At 69.9% G+C, this 15,952-nt stretch carries 12 protein-coding genes and 3 tRNA genes; 13 read left to right on the top strand and 2 right to left on the bottom strand.

What is annotated here, in order from left to right:
• Positions 1 to 2 precede the first annotated feature (2 nt).
• From I7X39_RS05970 to I7X39_RS05945, 6 genes are all read left to right on the top strand, one after another.
• A tRNA-Ala gene (locus tag I7X39_RS05970) sits at positions 3 to 78 on the top strand.
• A 35-nt stretch (positions 79 to 113) separates the two neighbouring features.
• Positions 114 to 189: transfer RNA gene (locus I7X39_RS05965), tRNA-Glu, on the top strand.
• Between the two features lie 58 nt (positions 190 to 247).
• Positions 248 to 324, top strand: a tRNA-Asp gene (locus I7X39_RS05960).
• Between the two features lie 53 nt (positions 325 to 377).
• Complete coding sequence (locus I7X39_RS05955) at positions 378 to 1,697, top strand: hypothetical protein (RefSeq protein WP_198110065.1); 1,320 nt, start codon at positions 378 to 380, stop codon at positions 1,695 to 1,697.
• Positions 1,694 to 2,419, top strand: a complete 726-nt coding sequence (locus tag I7X39_RS05950; protein WP_232351745.1) for a hypothetical protein — start codon at positions 1,694 to 1,696, stop codon at positions 2,417 to 2,419. The genes I7X39_RS05955 and I7X39_RS05950 overlap by 4 nt, the downstream gene beginning before the upstream one ends.
• Entirely contained in the window at positions 2,419 to 5,229 is a 2,811-nt protein-coding gene (locus tag I7X39_RS05945) for an ATP-binding protein (RefSeq protein ID WP_198110064.1), read from the top strand. Before I7X39_RS05950 ends, I7X39_RS05945 begins: the two co-directional genes overlap by 1 nt.
• 6 nt (positions 5,230 to 5,235) lie before the next feature.
• On the opposite strand, the gene I7X39_RS05940 is transcribed toward I7X39_RS05945, so the two are convergent.
• Positions 5,236 to 5,940: a 2OG-Fe(II) oxygenase gene (locus I7X39_RS05940; protein WP_198110063.1), complete on the bottom strand. Its 705-nt coding sequence runs from the start codon at positions 5,938 to 5,940 to the stop codon at positions 5,236 to 5,238.
• 43 nt (positions 5,941 to 5,983) lie between these two features.
• Between I7X39_RS05940 and I7X39_RS05935 the strand changes: the two genes are divergently transcribed.
• The 7 genes from I7X39_RS05935 to I7X39_RS05905 all read left to right on the top strand — a co-directional run bounded on the left by I7X39_RS05935 (position 5,984) and on the right by I7X39_RS05905 (position 14,687).
• Positions 5,984 to 6,319, top strand: coding sequence for a thioredoxin domain-containing protein (locus I7X39_RS05935; RefSeq protein WP_232351744.1), 336 nt, complete (start codon positions 5,984 to 5,986; stop codon positions 6,317 to 6,319).
• 73 nt (positions 6,320 to 6,392) lie between these two features.
• Positions 6,393 to 7,841, top strand: a complete 1,449-nt coding sequence (locus tag I7X39_RS05930) for a DUF4832 domain-containing protein (RefSeq protein ID WP_198110061.1) — start codon at positions 6,393 to 6,395, stop codon at positions 7,839 to 7,841.
• 32 nt (positions 7,842 to 7,873) lie between these two features.
• Positions 7,874 to 8,299 (top strand): gamma-glutamylcyclotransferase family protein, encoded by a 426-nt coding sequence (locus tag I7X39_RS05925; protein ID WP_198110060.1) that lies wholly within the window; start codon positions 7,874 to 7,876, stop codon positions 8,297 to 8,299.
• Positions 8,300 to 8,456: 157 nt separating this feature from the next.
• On the top strand, positions 8,457 to 10,346 hold the full coding sequence (locus I7X39_RS05920; protein WP_310739880.1) for an O-linked N-acetylglucosamine transferase, SPINDLY family protein: 1,890 nt from the start codon (positions 8,457 to 8,459) through the stop codon (positions 10,344 to 10,346).
• Positions 10,347 to 10,361: 15 nt separating this feature from the next.
• Positions 10,362 to 12,716 carry a type I secretion system permease/ATPase gene (locus I7X39_RS05915; RefSeq protein ID WP_198110059.1) on the top strand — a complete coding sequence of 785 codons (2,355 nt, stop codon included), beginning with the start codon at positions 10,362 to 10,364 and terminating at the stop codon, positions 12,714 to 12,716.
• A gap of 58 nt (positions 12,717 to 12,774) precedes the next feature.
• Complete coding sequence (locus tag I7X39_RS05910; protein ID WP_198110058.1) at positions 12,775 to 13,977, top strand: HlyD family type I secretion periplasmic adaptor subunit; 1,203 nt, start codon at positions 12,775 to 12,777, stop codon at positions 13,975 to 13,977.
• 83 nt (positions 13,978 to 14,060) lie between these two features.
• A complete protein-coding gene (locus I7X39_RS05905) occupies positions 14,061 to 14,687 on the top strand; it encodes a class I SAM-dependent methyltransferase (RefSeq protein ID WP_198110057.1) in 627 nt (208 codons plus the stop codon).
• A 12-nt stretch (positions 14,688 to 14,699) separates the two neighbouring features.
• Here I7X39_RS05905 and I7X39_RS05900 read toward each other — a convergent pair whose 3' ends face one another.
• Positions 14,700 to 15,932: a tetratricopeptide repeat protein gene (locus tag I7X39_RS05900; RefSeq protein ID WP_198110056.1), complete on the bottom strand. Its 1,233-nt coding sequence runs from the start codon at positions 15,930 to 15,932 to the stop codon at positions 14,700 to 14,702.
• Positions 15,933 to 15,952 lie beyond the last annotated feature (20 nt).

Raw genomic sequence — 15,952 nt, 5'->3', positions numbered from 1 at the left:
TCGGGGGTATAGCTCAGCTGGGAGAGCGCTTGCATGGCATGCAAGAGGTCAGCGGTTCGATCCCGCTTACCTCCACCAAAGCAAAGCGCGCGGTTCGGGTGGTGAGAGTTTCTGTCCCCTTCGTCTAGAGGCCTAGGACACGACCCTTTCACGGTTGTAACAGGGGTTCGAATCCCCTAGGGGACGCCAAAATTCGACTAGGGCTTGACGGAGCCCTCGAGTATCTCGATAATATCGTCACCGACGCGGAGTGGTAGTTCAGTCGGTTAGAATACCGGCCTGTCACGCCGGGGGTCGCGGGTTCGAGTCCCGTCCACTCCGCCACTAATTCAAAAGGGCCTGCTGATTCAGCAGGCCCTTTTTCTTTTCCGGCCGCGATGAGCGAATTCCCGATCGATACGGAACTGGCGCGTGATGAGCCTGCGTTGGGAGAATTCTTCCGCGACGGCGAAGCGCCGCTGGATGCCGGCCTGTGGTGGCAGCTGGATCGTCAAGGTGCCACGTTGGGTGCGCTGCGCGCGCTCTTCCATGGCCCGGCCGCTCTGGCGCGGCTGCGCGTCTGGGTCTTCCTGGAGCTGATGGGCCTGCCCGAGGGCCGGCTGGCGCGCGAGCAGCTGAACCGCCACTTCCATGTCCTGACCGACGAGGCGCTCGAACTGGTGCTTCGGCGCTTGCGCGAGGCCGATCTGCTGAGCTGGGATGCGAGCGAGCAGCTCTACAGCGTCACCCCGCTGGCGCAAAGCCTGCTCGGCCTGCTGGCGCCGCTGACCGCCGCGCCGGCCGAGCACGATGAACTGGCCACGCTGCTGGCCGGCGTGGCGGGCGCGCAGCAGCTCGGCACCCTGCAGGCCGGCCAACTGCAAAGCCTGCAGGCCCAGCTGGCGCGCCTGAACGACGAGTTTGCCGAGGCCATCGCCAGCGGCTCCGAGTTCCGCCTGCGCAAGGCGCGCGGCCGCTTCGAACGCGCGCTGGGCCTGGTTGAAAAAGCCTCGGAAGCCCTGACGGCCATCATCCGGGGCGCCGAGGACCGCAACGATGCCCGCCTGGAGCGCCTCGCCCGCGACCTGGGCCTGGCTCAGGCGCGCTTGCTGGCGATGGCCAGCCAGTTCAACCGCGCGCTCCAGCAGGCCGACCGCCAGCGCATCACGCTCGGCTCCACCGGCATCACCACCACGGATGTGCGCCGCTGGTTGCAGCAGCAGGACGATCTGGGCGCCCTCTTGGCGGATGCTTGCGCCGTACCCGTGGCGCCTGTTTTCGTGGCCCAGCACGAGCTGCTGGATGCCACCGAGGGCGAGTTCGAACGGGAGCGGGCCCGTGCCCCGCAGGCCGAGCCTCTGCCGGGCGCCAGAACGGCGCCACCCGGCACCTTGGATGTGGCGGAGTTCCCGCCCGATCTGGCCGCCTTGCAGGTGCTGCTCCAGCGCTGGAGCGCCGAAGACCCGACCGAGCGCCCGCTCGCCCCCGCGCTGCTGGGAAGCGGCTACGCGCGCGCCGCCTACCGCGCCCAGCTGCTGCCGCTGATGGGCGACCCGCAATCCACCGGCCTGGCCGGTGCCACCGGCGAGCTGGCGCGCCAGCCCTGGCGAGCGCGCTTCGCGGCCGAGCAGGGCCCGGTGGATGACCCGCATGTGCGCTGGATGAGCCAGGGCCGCCTGATTCGAACTGATGGATCCCCCGAGGGAGACGCCGAATGACACCGCCTTTCGACGAAACCGCGCAGCTCGCCGCCCAGTTGCTGGCGCGCCGCTGGCTGCCGCGCAACCACCCGCTGGTGCGCAAGGTGCTGATCGACGCCGACCTCTGGCGCCAGCTGGAAGAACGCGTGGCCGGCGTGGGCCTGCGCGTGGTGGACAACGTGCATGCCGACCACATCGCGCTGGCGCTGCTGCGTCCGGCCGAGAACGCGGTGTTCAGCGAGTCCGCGCTCAATGCCAACAACAACCTCGATCTGCCGCGCGACGGCGTGGCCCTGCTGGTGGTGGTCTGGGCCCTGATCGTGCTGCCCAAGCGCCAGCGCCAGCTGGCCCGTGCCGAGGCCCACGAGGCCGGCCAGGGCGAGATGTTCGCCAGCGACAAGCCGCTGCCCAGCGCCGAACGCAGCGCGCCTCTGCTTTCTTACAAGAGCCTGCTGGCCGACTTCGGCAAGCAGCTTGGCGGCGCCTTGCGCATCAACACGCACCTGAAGCTGCTGGAGCGCCAGGGCTTCATCACGCGCAAGGGCGAGGACATCGCCGAGGGCCCGCTGCTCGATCTGCTGCTGGACTACGACCGCCTGGCCCCGCGCGTGCTGGAGGGCACCCTGGCCGAGGTGCTGGGCCGCTCCTCCGACCCGCAGGCCGGCCCTGCCATTCAGGTCATCCAGGCCGCGCGCCGCGCCCAGGAAGAGGCCGAACAAGACGATCAGGAGGCCCGCTGATGTTCCATCTGCAAGAACTGGAGCTGCTGCACTGGGACTACTGCCAGCGCGTCAGCATGCCGCTGGATGCGGCCATCATCACCATCGCCGGGCCCAATGGATCGGGCAAGACCACCTTGCTGGACGCGCTGCGCACCCTGCTGGGGCTGGAATGCTCGGGCGGGCGCACCTACAAGACCTATGCGCGCCATGCGAATGCCACCACCGCCTGGCTGCGCGCCAGCGTGGACAACCGGCCGCGCCATCGCCAGAACAGCAGCCGGCCCTTCGCCAGCTCGCTGCTCTACGACGACAAGGTCACGATCGCCTGCCGCATCGAACGCCAGGGCGGCGACTGGACGCGCCGCTACACCCTCGTCGACGGCGTGCAGAGCATCGAGCAGCTGGCCGAGCGGCCCGACAAGGACTGGATGGGCATCGAAGCCTGGAAGCGCCGCCTGGAGGCCGCCGGCTTGACGCGCGCCATCGGCCGCGTGCTGGCGCTGGAGCAGGGCCAGACCGACCGATTGTGCGAGCTGAGCCCGCGCGAGCTGCTGCGCCTGGTGTTTGAGGTGTTCGGCGACCAGGAGGTGCTGGACCGCTACGACCTGGCGCGCAACCACCAGCAGCAGCTGGAGCGCGAAGTGGGGCAGGGCCAGCAGGAGCTGGCCCATGCGCAGGCGCAGCTGGCCGAGCTCTCGCAGCGCGTGAACCTCTACAAGAGCTGGCAGCTGCGCATCTCGGAGCGTGAGCGGCTTTCCACCGAGGTGCTGCCGGTGCTGCAGTGGGCCGACGCCCGCCAGGCCACGGCGCGCGAGGCGCGCGAGCTGCACCGGCACCGCCTGCAGCTGGCGGCCGAGGAGCGCAACCAGTCCGACTCGCGCCGCGCCCTGCACGAATCCTTTGAAGCCGCCGAGGCGGCGCGCCGCCAGTTGGCCGAGCTGGCCGAGCAGCGCGCTGCCGCCCGCAAGGCCTTCGAAGAGACGCGCGACGCCGAACGTCCGCTCGAAGACCTCGTCAAGCACGCCGAGGCCCTGCAGGCCCTGGCCGCGGTGGAAGGCGATGGCGACGAGCTGCAGCACCTGCTGGCCGGTCTGGGAGAACGCCAGCAGAAGCTGCGCGCCGACTACACCCGCGCCCACGATGCCAGCGCCAAGGCCCAGGCCGCGATCTCTGCGCTGCAAGGCCAGCGCCTGCCGCCGCCGCCGCCCGAGGTGCTGCGCTTCAGCCGCGTGCTGAACGAAGCGGACATCGCCCACCACCTGCTGGCCGATGCGATCGACATCGCCGACGAGGCCTGGCGCGGAGCGGTGGAGGGCTATCTGCGCGGCTCGCGCTGGATCGTGGTGTTGAAGAACCCGGCCGATGAACGCCAGGCCTTCGCGCTGGCAGCACGCGAGCGCTACCGCCATTACGTGGTGGCCGAGAGCGAGGCCGCGCCGAGCGCCCCCAAGGGCAGCCTGCTGGCCGCCATTCGCGTGACGCAGCCCCTGCCGGGTTGGTTGCTGCGCCAGCTGGCCGGCATCCGCTGCGTGGCCGACACGGCCTCCGGCAGCGGCACCGACTGGATCACCCCCGACGCCTACTACCGCGACAACCGCGGCGGCCGCAGCCTGTTCGTGCCGCCGGCCGAGCACCAGTTCGGCGCCTCGGCCACGGCCTCGCGCCGCCAGGCGCTGGAAGCTGAGCTGGCGCGTGCAGACGCCGAACTGGCCCGCCTGGCGCGCGAGCAGACCGAGATCGACCGCCAGCTCAAGGATGCCCAGAAGGCCGCCGCCGGCCACAAGGCGGCGCAGGAGCTGATCACCCGCGCCGGTGAATTCAGCGAGGCGCGCGAGCGCCTGCCGCAGCTGCGCGCCGCCCGCCAGGAGGCCGGCAGCCGCTGGACTTCGCTGGACCAGGCGCATGCCCAGGCCGTCAAGGATGCCGACCGCGCCGAGCGCGACTACCAGGCCCTGCAGACCCGGCTCAAGCTGGGGCTGGACCAGATGCAGAGCCTGCGCTCCGGCCTGGCCGAGCGCGCCGCCCAGCTGCGCCAGGCCAGCCAGGCCTCGCGCCGCGCGCGTGCCGAGTTCCCGGCCGGCTGGGTCACCCCCGCGCGGCTGGCTGCCCTCAGGGACGAGTTCGGCAGCATCCAGCAGGCCCGCATCGCGCTGGGCCACATCGAGAAGGAGCTGGAGCAGGGCAACTGGGAAACCGACCACCAGGTGCTGGAGCGCCATGCCCGCATGGACCTGCAGGTGCGCGAGCAGCAGCGCATGCTGGACGACCGCCGCGCCAGCAACGAGGCGGCGCGCATCGCCTCCAGCAACGCGCGCGAGAAGTACATCGACGTGCTGCGCGCCACCATGCGCCGCTACCGCAAGAACGTGCAGGAGCTGGGGGAGCTGGCCGGCGTGGTGGCCCTGGCCGAGCTGCCGCATCTGGAGAACGACGACACCGTGCTGGCCCAAGCCGGCCTGCACGTGCGCTTCAGCTTCGACGGCAAGGGCGAGGTGGGCCTGAACGACGGTGAGGCCAGTGGCGGCCAGCAGGTGCTGAAGAGCTTGATCCTGCTCGTGGGCCTGATGAAGGACGACGACGCGCCAGGCGGTTTCGTCTTCATCGATGAGCCCTTTGCGCACCTGGACGTGCGCAACATCCAGCTGGTCGGGCACTTCCTGAAGAGCACGCGTGCGCAGTACCTGCTGACGACGCCGATCACCCACAACGTCGAGGTCTTCGAGCCCTCGGAAATCACGCTGGTGACGAGCAAGAAGCCGCGCGGCGAGCGCTGGGCGCCGCCGATCGGGGTGATCCAGCGGCGCTTCGAGAACGAGGTGTACGCCTGATGCCGCTCAGCGGCGGTACAGCTGCTCGGCGCGCTGGAACAGGATCCAGCTGGTGAGGATGTACTTGTCCCCGCTGAGCGGCACGCAGCCGCGGTGTGTGTGCGTGAAGCCGGCCGGGGCAATGACCATGGTGCCGGCACGCGGCTGCAGCCGGCGCTGCTGGTGGAAGAACTCGGTCTCACCGCCCTCGGCCACGTCGTTCAGGTAGAACATGAACAGAAAGGCGCGGTGCAGGGTCTCGGCGTCGGGCTGGGCGGGATAGGTCTCGCAATGCCAGTAGCCGTAGTTGCCGCGGCCCTGCTCGTACTTCTGCATCTGGATATTGCCGAGCCGGTAGACCGAGCGCATCAGATCCATGGCGCGCGGCGCGCCCAGGCGTTCGAAGTTGTCGATCGTGAGCTGGGCGGGCTGGCCGGTCTCGGGGTCCTGCAGGGTCAGAGCGATCGGGGCGATCAGGCCGAAGGGGTAGCGCTTGAAGTATTCGGCCGCCTTGAAGGTGGTGACCTTCTGCACCTGCTGCAGCGCGGCGCGCCACTCGGGGTGCTCGTTCAGGTAGAGGTCGGTGCTGAGCTTCTTGCTGGTGTCGACGCCGCCGCCGGTGCGGCCGGGCTGGCGGTGCGGGCTGGCCTCGAAGGCTTGGATCAGCCGGGTGCAAAACTCGCGGTCCAAGGCGTCGTCGAAGACCTCGATGAAATCGGCGGGAGCATGCATGGCTGTCAGTATCGGCCGGGCCTGCGGCGATGATGCGCGCCCCATGACGCCGATCGAGATCTACTGCCTGTGCGCCGCCTGGTGCGGCACCTGTCGCGACTACCAGCTTCAGTTGCAGGACTGGGCGCGCAGCCAGCCGGCCTGGCGCGTGCACTGGGTCGACATCGAGGACGAGGCCGAGCGCCTGGGCGAGCTCGACATCGAGACCTTCCCGACCCTGTTGATCGCTGTCGACGGGCAGGCCCGTTTCCTGGGACCGGTGCTGCCGAATGCGGCGGCCCTGCACGCCCTGGTGGAGCGGGCGCCCCAATGGGCGCCGGGTGATGCGGCGATGCAGGCCCTGCTGGCGCGCCTGCAGGAGCAGGCGGCGCCGCGCTGACATTCACTTACACGGCCTCGCGGGCGCCGTTCTCCAATCGCGGCTTCCTCTTTCCCTTCCACAGGAGCACGCGATGCGCGCATGGATGCACACCTTGCTGGGGACCGCCCTGGCCCTTGGCAGCCAGGCCGCCCAGGCCGCCTGGGACCCGGTCAACACCAGCACCGCCTATCAGGCCATCCCCCTGGCCAGCGACAACACCGTCAACCCCTTGCGCGGCTACCACCGCTGGCGCGGTGTGGAGCTGGTGCCGCAGAGCGAGCGTGCGCTCGAGGCCTACCAGCGCTACCAGTGGCGTGACCTGGAAACCAGCCCTGGCGTCTACAACTTCAGCGGCCTGCTGGCCGAACTGGCCACCGCCCGCAGCGAGGGCCGCAAGTTCGCGCTGCGCCTGCGCATGATGGCTGGGTACGACGACGGCCAGGTCTACCTGCCCAGCTACCTGGTCAATCACCCCTCCTGCCAGGCCGGCTGCGGCTTCTGGGCCGATGACGACGCCGCCCAGACCGGCCTGACCTTCGTGCCGGACTGGAACGACCCTTACCTGCAGGAGCGCGCCCGGGCCCTGCTGCAGGCCCTGGCCCAGGCCATGGGTACGCAGCGCCATGACCTCGCTTGGATCGATGTGGGCCTCTACGGCCAGTACGGCGAGTGGGCGCTGCACAGCGCGCTCTACGCCCAGGCGCCGGCCGGCATCCTGCCCGCCACCGAAGCCAGCAAGCGCGCCTTTGCGGACATGCATTTCCAGGCCTTCCCGGACGTGCAGCAGGTGATGTTTGCGCTCTACAGCAATCGGGTGGCGCTGAACTACGGCCTGAACCAGCAGACCACCACGCTCAAGCCGGTGGGCCTGCGCGTGGATTGCCTGGCCCGTGCCAGCTTCTTCGATCAGTGGACCCACCACCCGACCGACTGGGCGATGTTCTCCAACCGCTGGCAGACAGCCCCCTTCGTGGCGGAGTTTTGCCCGTTCGAAAGCGGTGACTTGGTCAACAACCCGGCGGCCGCGCGCCAGCAGGCGGCGCAATTCCATGTCTCCAGCATCGGCAACGGCAACTTCGCCTCCAGCGTGCCGCGCGACCAGCGCTGGGCCTCGCTGACCGATGCCGAGCGCAATGATTTGCTGATGCTGGGCCGCGAGGCCGGCTACCGCTATGCGCTGCAGTCCGCCACGGTCAAGCTCAGCAGCACCGGCCAGTTGAACCTGACGGCGCAGGTGCAGAACCTGGGCAACGCGCCCGCCTATGAACCCTGGCAGCTGCGTGCGGAGCTGGTGAACGCCAGTGGCACCGTGGCCTGGAGCGGCAACCTGGCCATGAACCTGCGCACCAGCCTGGGCGGCGGCAGCAGCCAGAGCGCTTCAGCCGGCTGGAAGCTGCCCAAGAACCTGCCCAAGGCCAGCTACACCCTGCGCCTGGTGGTGCGTTCCACCGCTCCAGCGCCGCGCCGCGCGCTGCAACTGGCCAATGTGGAGCGAGTGGGTGAGGGTGGGGTGGTGCTGGGTACGCTGCGCAATCGCTGAGCGGCTGGCGCCTGCGGCTACGCTCCTGCTTCATGAGCCATCTGATCTTTGTCTACGGCACCCTGAAGCAGGGCTTCCGCAACCACCACATCAATCATGGCGAGCGCCTGCCCGGGGTGTTCCACACCGTGGCAGCGCTGCCGCTGTACGTCGTTGGCCCCAACCACCTGCCCTGGCTGGTGAACGCCCCGGGGCAGGGCGAGCCGGTGGCCGGGGAGCTGTACCGCGTGGATGACGCCGGCCTGGCGCGCATGGACGAGCTGGAGCAGATCGAGCGCCCGGACTGGTACCGCCGCCAGCCCCTGCAGGTGCGCGGGGAGGATGGGCGGGTGTGGGACTGCGAGGTCTATTTCGGCGCCGCCAGCCGCTTGCAGCTGGACCCCGTGCACCTGGGCCCGCTGCCGGCCTACACGCAGGCGCACGCGGCCCTGCGCGAACGCGCGCTGGCGGCTGGCTGAGCGCCAGGTTCAGCACCGGCAGCGACTTTCCGCACGTTTCCGCGCGGTTTGGGGTGCGGTGGGGCAATCAGGCGGGCATTGACCCTCCATTTCGCACCCGGCCGCCCGATAGCCGCTCATAACATGACCAATCCCGGGACTCTGCCCAGGATCCGCCGTGCCCAAAGTCGTGCCTCTCGCCAAACCTGCCGCCTTGCCCGAGCCGCAAGCTTCGATCGAGGCTGCCCGCCAGGGCCGCCTGAACCTGCCCGAGCTGATGGGCCTGGCCGGCCAGTGGCAGGCCCAGGGCCAGACCGAGGCCGCCGCCCAGCTCTATGAGGCCTGGCTGTCGCACACCGGCCACCCCACCGCCCACCGCGCCGTGGCCGCCTTCAACTGGGGCACGCTGCTGGGCAATCTGCGGCGCCATGAGGCGGCCCAGGCCGTCTACCTGCAGGCCCTGGCCGAGAAGCCCGACTTCGCCCAGGCCCGCCTGAACCTGGCGCACCAGTACGAGCACCTGGGTCGCAACGACGAGGCGCTGGCCGCCTGGCGCGAGGTCTACGACCGCATCGAGCAACTGGACACCGTGGGCGCCCACAAGCTGGACCTGCAACTGCATGCGCTGAAGAACAGCGCGCGCCTGCTGGAACAGCTGCGCCGCTATGACGAATCCGAGGCGCTGATGGTGCGCAGCCTGGAGCTCAAGCCCGACCAGGGTGACGTGATCCAGCACTACGTGCACATCCGCCAGAAGCAGTGCGAGTGGCCGGTCTACCGCACCGTCGGCGAAGTGACCGAGAACCAGCTGCTGACCTACACCTCGCTGCTGGCCATGCTCAGCGCCAGCGATGACCCGGCGCTGCAACTGCTCACCGCCCAGCGCTTCGTGTTCGAGAAGGTCGTCAAGTACGCCGGTGCGCCTTTTCACAAGCTGCACGGCCCGGCGCAGCGCCAGGGGCGCTTTCGCATCGGCTACCTGAGCGGCGACCTCTGCACCCATGCCGTGGGCCTGCTGACGGCCGAGCTCTACGAACTGCACGACCGCAGCCGCTTCGAGCTGATCGCCTACGAGTGGAGCAAGGAAGACGGCACGCCGCTGCGTGAGCGCCTCAAGGCCGGGTTTGAGCGCCGTGTCAGCCTGCATGGGGTGGAGGCCGAGGCCGCGGCGCGCCAGATTGCCGCCGATGGCGTGGACGTGCTGGTGGACCTGCAGGGCCTGACCAACGGCGCCCGGCCGGACATCCTGGCCTACCGCCCGGCGCCCGTGCAGGTGTCCTACCTCGGCTTGCCCGCCACCTCGGCCGTGCCTGGGGTGGACTGGATCCTGGCCGACCGCTACGTGATGCAGCCCGACTATCTGAAGTACTGCAGCGAAAAGCCGCTCTACATCGGGCCCTGCTACCAGGTCAGTGACCGCAAGCGCCCCATGGGCGCGCCGCCCACCCGCGCGCAGTACCAGTTGCCCGAGGGCGCCTTCGTGTTCGCCAGCTTCAACAACAACCACAAGATCGGCGAGGCCATGTGGGCCGCCTGGATGCGCATCCTGCTGGCGGTGCCCGGCTCGGTGCTCTGGCTGCTGGCCGACAACCGCTGGTGCGAAGCCAATCTGAAGGCCGCCGCCCGCGCCGCCGGAGTGGACGAACAGCGCCTGATCTTTGCCCCGCGCGTGCCGCCGCACGATTACCTGGCCCGCTTCGCGCTGGCCGATTTGGTGCTCGACACCTTCCCCTACAACGCCGGCACCACCGCCAGCGACTGCCTGTGGGCCGGCGCGCCCATCCTCACGCTTTCCGGCCGCAGCTACATCAGCCGCATGTGCGGCAGCCTGCTCACGGCCGTGGGCCTGCCCGATCTGATCACCGACACCCTGGCCGATTACGAGCGCCTGGCCATCCAGATCGGCCGCAACCCGGCGCGCGCCGCTTCCTACAAGCGCTACCTGCGCGAGCAGGGCCGGCAGAGCGCGCTGTTTGACATTCCGGCCATCGTGCGCGATATAGAACGCCAGTTCGCCCATTTGGCCACCCAGGCGCGCGCAGGTTTGCCCCTGCGGGCCTTGGATTGACACCGATTGCCGTGAATGCCTGACAAGCCGGATCCCTTCTTCGACGAGCCACCGCGCGGCGCCAGCCCGCGCGGCGGGCGCTCGCCGTTGCAGGTGGCGCCGGCCTACACCCCGCCCAAGGACGAAGCCAAGGCGCCCGCCGGTGCCTCCGGCCGCGGCGACCCGCTGCTGCAATGCCTGGCCTGGCTGACGGCTTTCCACGGCAAGCCGCGCTCGCCCGAAAGCCTGCGTGCCGAGCAGCCGGTCGACGAACTGGTCACCCCCAACCAGGCCCTGCGCATCCTGCGCGAGAGCGGCTACAACGCCGGCCTGCTGCCCAAGCGCATCTCCGAGATCAACCCGCTGCTGCTGCCGGCGGTGCTGCTGCTGGGCGAGGGCGACGCCTGCGTGCTGGTGCGCAAGCTCGATGGCGAAGGCCCGGCCCGCTACGAGGTGGTGTTCCCGGACGGCGACGGCCAGGCCGTGCAGGCCGGGGCCGAGGAACTGGCGGCCGAGTACAGCGGCTTCCTGCTGGTGGCCACACCCAAGCTGGAAAGCGCCAGCGAGCGTCGCGCCGAGCAGCTGCTGGCCGGCAGCGACGAACACTGGCTCTGGGGCACGCTGAAGCGTTTCACACCCTACTACCGGGCATCCATGGTGGCGGCGCTGCTTTCCAATGTGCTGTTGCTGGCGATCGGCCTGATCACCTCGGTGATCTTCGACAAGGTCATCCCCACGCAGTCCACCGTCACGCTCTGGACCCTGGCAGTGGGCGGCGCCATCGCGCTGACCTTCGACCTGTTCGCGCGTCAGCTGCGCAGCCATCTGATCGATCTGGCCGGCCGCAAGACCGACCTGATCGTCGGCTCCAAGCTGTTTCGCCACACCTTGGGCGTGCGCATGGAGCACCGGCCCGAATCGGCTGGCGCCTATGGCTACCAGCTGGGGCAGATCGAGGTGGTGCGCGACTTCTTCGCCTCGGCCTCGCTGTCGGTGGTGTCCGATCTGCCCTTCGTGCTGGTCTTCATCGGCATCACCTTCGTGGTGGCGGGGCCGCTGGGCTGGGTGCTGGCGCTGGCCGTGCCGGTGCTGTTCGGCCTGACCTGGTTCATCCAGTCGCGCCAGCGCCGCATGCAGCAAGCGCACCAGCAGGAGCAGGCCGACCTGCAGGGCACGCTGGTGGAGGCGCTGGAAGGCCTGGAAGACCTGAAGACCTCGGGTGCGCAGGGCCGCTTCATCCGCCGCTACGAATCCGCCACGGCGGTCGCGGCCGAGGCCTCGCTGCGCTCGCGCACGCTGATGGCCCTGTCCAACAACCTGACCATGACGGCGCAGCAGCTGATCACGCTGATCATCCTGGTCTGGGGCGTCTACCTGATCAAGGACGGGCAGACCACCCAGGGTGCGCTGGTGGCGGCGGTGATGTTCGCCAGCCGTGCGTTGGCGCCGCTGTCGTCCCTGGTTTCGCTGACCACGCGCTACCAGGGCGCCAAGGCCTGCCTGATGGCGCTGAACAAGCTGATGGCCAAGCCGCAGGAGCGCGAGGCGCACCGTGCCTATGTGCCGCTCAAGGACGTGAAGGGGCGGTTGGCGCTGAACGACGTGGGCTTCTGCTACCCGCTGCCGGCCGGTGTGGACGGCAACCCGCCCAAGGTGCTCAAGGCGGTGGGCCTGAAGTTCGAGCCGGGTGAGCGGGTGGCCGTGCTGGGTCGCATCGGCTCGGGCAAGAGCACCATCCTGCGCCTGCTCGCCGGCCTCTACCAGCCCACCGAGGGCGCGGTGGAGCTGGACGGCGTGGACCTGCGCCAGATCGACCCGGCTGAGTTCCGTGCCCGCATGGGCTTCGTCGGCCAGGAGCCGCGACTCTTCAACGGCACGCTGCGCGACAACGTCACCATGGGCCGCGGCGACATGGACGCGAGCCGCCTGGCCGAAGTGGCGCGCTTGACCGGCCTGGACCGCGTGGTGGCTGGCCACCCGCAGGGCTGGGACCTGAACGTGGGCGAGATGGGTGGCCAGCTCAGCGGCGGCCAGCGCCAGCTGGTGGCGCTGGCGCGTGCCCTGGTCCACAAGCCCCAGATCCTGCTGATGGACGAACCCACCAGCAGCATGGACGCCCAGAGCGAGCTGCAGTTCCTGCGCCAGCTGAAGGATGCGATGGCGGCCAGCCAAGGTAGCCTGATCGTCGTCACCCACCGCCCGGCGGTGCTGGAGCTGGTGCAGCGCATCGTGGTGGTGGATGCCGGCCGCGTGGTGATGGATGGGCCGCGTGATGCCGTGCTGGCGGCCCTCTCGGGCACCCGTCCGCCGGCAGGCGCCGAGGCGGCCGAGGGCCAGAAGGTGCGCATCCATCCCACTGCGCAGCCGGTGGCGAAGTCCTCGACCTTATGAGCGCTCCCGCACGGCCTCCCTCGGGGAGGTGGTCACGAAGTGACCGGAGGGTGGTCCAGTGAGCGGTCTGGGCCCGAAGGACGGCCAGTTCCTGAGCCCGCTGGCTGCCGCGCAGGTGGACGAGGCCCTGCCGCGCTCCACCTGGGTGCTCTACCTGATGCTGGCGCTGGTGATCAGCTTCATCGTCTGGGCCTCGCTGGCCGAAGTGGATGAGGTGGCGCGCGCCGAAGGCCGCATCGTGCCGGACGGGCAGATTCAGATCATTTCCTCGCTCGAGCCCGGTTTGCTGGGCGAGCTGCTGGTCAAGGAAGGCGAGCTGGTGGCCAAGGGCCAGGAGCTGGTGCGCCTGGACCCGACGCGCATGGAGGCCGCGCAGAACGAAGGCCAGGTGCGCCGCCTGGCCCTGCTGGCCACGGCCACCCGGCTGCGCGCCGAGGCCAACGGCAGCGAGCCCAAGTTCCCCCCCGAGCTGGCAGATGCCAAGAAGTTCACCGACGCCGAGCTGGAGTCCTTCCGCAGCCGCCGCAAGCTGCTGGAGGAGACCCTGGCGGGCATGTCCAACTCCATGGCCCTGGTGAACAAGGAGCTGGCCGTGGCGCGCCAGATGGCGGCCCAGGGGCTGATGAGCAATGTCGAGGTGATGCGCCTGACGCGCCAGCTGGGCGAGATGCAGGTGGCGCGGCAGGAGCGCATCAACCGCTTCCGCCAGGAAGCCAGCAGCGAACTGGTGCGGGTGCAGAACGACCTGGCCGCCGTCGAAGAGCAGATGGTCGTCAAGGATGATGTGCTCAAGCGCACCGTGCTCACCAGCCCGGTGGATGGTGTGGTGCGCAGCGTCAAGATCAACACGGTGGGCGGTGTCGTCACCACCGGCGCGCCCATCCTCGAGATCGCCCCCATGGGCGGGCGGGTGCTGGTGGAGGCGCGCGTCAAGCCGCGCGACATCGGTTTCGTCGGCATCGGCCAGAAGGCCGAGGTCAAGCTTTCGGGCTACGACGTCAACATCTATGGCGGGCTGTCGGGCCGGGTGGACTACATCAGCCCGGATGCCGCGGGCGAATCCGAAAAAAGCGCCGAGGCCGGCTATTACCGCGTGCTGGTGGTGAGCGAGCGCAATACGCTCAAGAAGCTCAAGGGCAAGCAGCTGCCGCTGATCCCCGGAATGGCGGCCACGGTGGACATCCGCACCGGTGAGCGCTCGGTGCTCAGTTACCTGGTCCGGCCGATGCTCAAGAGCCAGGAAGCCCTGCGCGAGCGCTGAAAAGCCCCGCTTCCACCGGCCTGCGCGGCCCTTCGGTGGGCCGCGCGGCCCCTGAGAATGCGGCGACCTTTTCTGGAGCCGCCATGTCCGACACCGCGAGCCGCTACGAGCTGTCCAACAACTGGTTCGAGATGGGCGCACGCCCGGTGTGGGAAGCGCTGATCCCCAGCATCAAGCCGGCACGCATCCTGGAGATCGGCAGCTTCGAGGGCGCCAGCGTCTGCTACCTGATCGACAAGCTCGGCGCCCAACAGGCGCTGGAGCTGCACTGCGTGGACACCTGGGAAGGCGGCATGGAACACGCCGGCCTGAACATGGGCGCGGTGGAGCAGCGCTTCGACGCCAATGTGGCCAAGGCCAGCGCCGCCGCCGCGCACCCCGTGGTGGTGCACAAGCACAAGGGCTACAGCGACGGGCAGCTGGCCAAGCTGCTGGTCGAGGGCAAGGCCGGCTACTTCGATTTCGCTTACGTGGACGGCTCGCACCAGGCGCCCGACGTGCTGTGCGACGCCGTGCTGGCCTTCCGCCTGCTGCGCGTGGGCGGCGTGCTGGTGTTTGACGACTACATCTGGGGCTTTGGTGGCGCCGCCTGCGACCCGCTGAACGCGCCCAAGATTGCGGTGGATGCCTTCAGCACGATGTATGCGCGCAAGCTGGCGATGCTGAACGCGCCCTGCCTGCAGAAGTACTTCCAGAAGACCGCGAACTGAGCGGCTGAGCCCTCAGCCCGGCAGCGAGCCGCCCCCCGGCCCCACGCTCGCCTGCAGCGCCAGGCAGGCCGCCTGCACGGCATCGCGCCCCTCGGCCTGGCGCTTGAGCAGGGTCATCTGTGCCTCGGCGTGGCGCTTGAAGCTGTCCAGCGCCGCGCGCCAGTGGCCCTGGGCCTCGGCCAGCGCCGATTGCTCCAGATGGGCCTGCGCCTGGCGCTCCAGTTCGGGGCTGTCGGCCAGCAGTTGCAGCGCCAGCGCCATGTGGGCGGCGGCGCTGCGGTGGCGGCCGGCCTGGCGCTCCAGCCGGGCCAGGTTCAGCTCCAGCACGCCGCGGTCCGAGCCCAGGCCGGCGCGTTCGACCAAGCCGCTGCAGCGCTGCAGCAGGGCCAGCGCACGCTCGTTCTCGCCCAGGCGCTGCAGGGCTTCGGCCGCGCGTTCGGCGGTGCGGGTCAGCAGATGGTGCTGGCCGTCGCGGGCCAGCTCGTCGATGCCCTCCAACATGGCCTGCAGCGCCGGGCGCAGGGCGGGGCTGTGCTCGCGCTCCAGCGCCTTCTGCAGGCGGTAGTGCTGCAGATTGGCCTGGCAGATGGCGCGCAGTCCGGGCTCGCCCGGCGGCAGCAGGCGCAGCGCCTGTTCGGCGGCCGAACAGGCGGCGTCCAGCTCGCCCAGCTCGTGCAGGGCGGCGCCGGCGTTGTTCCAGAAGATGCAGTGCTCACGCTCGGCCTCGATGCCAGGCAGCAGCGTGGCGGCGCGCTCAAACAGGCGGCGCACCTCGGTCTGCGCACCCAGGCGCGCCAGCGAGACGGAGTGCAGCCCCAGGCCGCGCAACAGGCGCACCGGGCAGGGGCGGGGGGCGCAGCGCTCGAAGCAGGCGAGGGCGGCGTAGCCCGCCTGCACGGCTTCGCGCAGACGGCCGGCGTACTGCAGGCATAGGGCCAGCAGGTGCTGGCACAGGCCTTGTTGCTCGGCCGTGCCCTCGGCCTGCAGCTGCGGCCACAGGCGCTCGCAGGTTTGCTGCGTGAAGGCCAGGCGGCCTTCGCGGCTGGCTTGTTCGGCCTGCAGCAGCTGCTCGGCCAGGGGGCCGGGCGGGGGCTCGGGGGGCTTGCGCGTGCGGGCACGCCGCGGTGTGCTGCTGGCCGCTGCGCTCTGGCTCAGGCTGGCCACCAGCTGCGCAAAGCCGCCGGCCTGGGACGGCTGCGCGGGCGTGGCGGCGCTGGGCGGGGCGGTTTTGCGGGGCGGCGGCATGGTGGACGAAAGAGCAGGGC

Source organism: Inhella proteolytica (assembly GCF_016093275.1).
Classification (GTDB): Bacteria; Pseudomonadota; Gammaproteobacteria; order Burkholderiales; family Burkholderiaceae_C; genus Inhella; species Inhella proteolytica.
The sequence above is the reverse complement of the archived record's forward strand: the minus strand, read 5'-3'. Positions and strand labels throughout refer to the sequence as shown.

Excerpts from the sequence above, each read along its gene's own strand:
- I7X39_RS05905 (WP_198110057.1), top strand. The coding sequence starts at position 14,061 with ATGTCCGACACCGCGAGCCGCTACGAGCTGTCCAACAACTGGTTCGAG.
- I7X39_RS05955 (WP_198110065.1), top strand. The coding sequence starts at position 378 with ATGAGCGAATTCCCGATCGATACGGAACTGGCGCGTGATGAGCCTGCG.
- I7X39_RS05925 (WP_198110060.1), top strand. The coding sequence starts at position 7,874 with ATGAGCCATCTGATCTTTGTCTACGGCACCCTGAAGCAGGGCTTCCGC.
- I7X39_RS05950 (WP_232351745.1), top strand. The coding sequence starts at position 1,694 with ATGACACCGCCTTTCGACGAAACCGCGCAGCTCGCCGCCCAGTTGCTG.
- I7X39_RS05915 (WP_198110059.1), top strand. The coding sequence starts at position 10,362 with ATGCCTGACAAGCCGGATCCCTTCTTCGACGAGCCACCGCGCGGCGCC.
- I7X39_RS05940 (WP_198110063.1), bottom strand. The coding sequence starts at position 5,940 with ATGCATGCTCCCGCCGATTTCATCGAGGTCTTCGACGACGCCTTGGAC.
- I7X39_RS05935 (WP_232351744.1), top strand. The coding sequence starts at position 5,984 with ATGACGCCGATCGAGATCTACTGCCTGTGCGCCGCCTGGTGCGGCACC.
- I7X39_RS05900 (WP_198110056.1), bottom strand. The coding sequence starts at position 15,932 with ATGCCGCCGCCCCGCAAAACCGCCCCGCCCAGCGCCGCCACGCCCGCG.
- I7X39_RS05930 (WP_198110061.1), top strand. The coding sequence starts at position 6,393 with ATGCGCGCATGGATGCACACCTTGCTGGGGACCGCCCTGGCCCTTGGC.
- I7X39_RS05945 (WP_198110064.1), top strand. The coding sequence starts at position 2,419 with ATGTTCCATCTGCAAGAACTGGAGCTGCTGCACTGGGACTACTGCCAG.